The following is a 1,176-nucleotide window of genomic DNA, read 5'->3' on the forward strand; positions in this document are numbered from 1 at the left end:
GTCAACACCTTCTCCTCAACCAACTTTTTCAATCCTTATTTATCATATCCCTATTTGAAAAAAAACGCCCAATTGGGCGGCCATATCAGTGGAACTTACTAAGCAGAAATTAGACTACTTTTTTGAATACCTCTTAGATTAACTTTAGTCCACTTACAAAAATTAAAACAGCAACAATGGTTCGGAGCGGTCTTGTCGGAACCTTTGCAGATATGCTGCTACCTATCAAAACTCCTGGAATTGATCCCATGAGTAAATTTCCAACAAGCATATAGTTCACATTACCATATCCAATATGAAGCAATCCTGCGACCGAAACCAAAAGAAACGCGTGAGTTATATCCGTACCTACCATCTCTGATGTCTTCATTTGATACAGATAGATCATTGCCACAGCAAATAAAGAGCCAGAACCTAGAGATGTAAGTCCAACAATAAATCCAAAAATGCATCCAATTAAGATCGTTAGCATCTTCTTTTCTTTCAAAGGTTTTAATTGCCAACGATTAGGTCTTAATTTTTTCTCCACAAATGTTCTAATTATGATAGCCAGTGAAACAAATATCAGTATATATCCGAGGGAATGCCTGATAATCTGTTCTTGATTATGGTAATAAGATTCAAAATAGTGAAGGCCGCCTATCGCTACCACCGCACTAGGAATACTTCCTATCGCTAAATACTTAACCATCTGAAGATTAACTGTTTTTTGTCTCCAATGCTGAAAAAGTCCGAAAAATTTCGTAATGGAATTATAAACAAGGTCTGTACCAACAGCAATTGAAGGATTAACCCCAATTAAAATTAAGACAGGGGTTAGGAGTGCTGCTCCCCCTACTCCAGTCAACCCAACCAAAAAACCTACAAGTAAACCCATCAAAGTAATCCCTATACTCATATCGCACGCCCTACCAATTCCTAGTATTTATATAGGATTATATACATTTATATTTATCTTGTAAATAACTAATTATTTTTTAGATTCAGAGAATTGTCCTTTGTTTTTTTAGAAAAATAAAAAGCCACCAAGAATGGTGACTTTTTATATTAATAACGTTCCATCTAAATCAAATAATACAGCTTTAATCACTTTTGAATTCACTCTTCCCGATTTTGAACATTTAACTATATTAATTAAAATATGCTCCAATCAACAAGGTGCCAAAATCAACAATA

General features: G+C 34.6%; 1 protein-coding gene. It reads right to left on the reverse strand.

All coding sequences use genetic code 11. The features are described from left to right. Window positions 1-133: 133 nt before the first annotated feature. The gene (locus V7137_RS08220) at window positions 134-898 is read right to left on the reverse strand and encodes a sulfite exporter TauE/SafE family protein (RefSeq protein WP_335697637.1); all 765 of its coding nucleotides are present in this window, start codon (window positions 896-898) and stop codon (window positions 134-136) included. Between the last annotated feature and the right edge of the window lie 278 nt (window positions 899-1,176).

Origin of the sequence: Neobacillus drentensis (assembly GCF_036962765.1) — a bacterium.
Lineage (GTDB): Bacteria > Bacillota > Bacilli > Bacillales > Cytobacillaceae > Neobacillus > Neobacillus drentensis_C.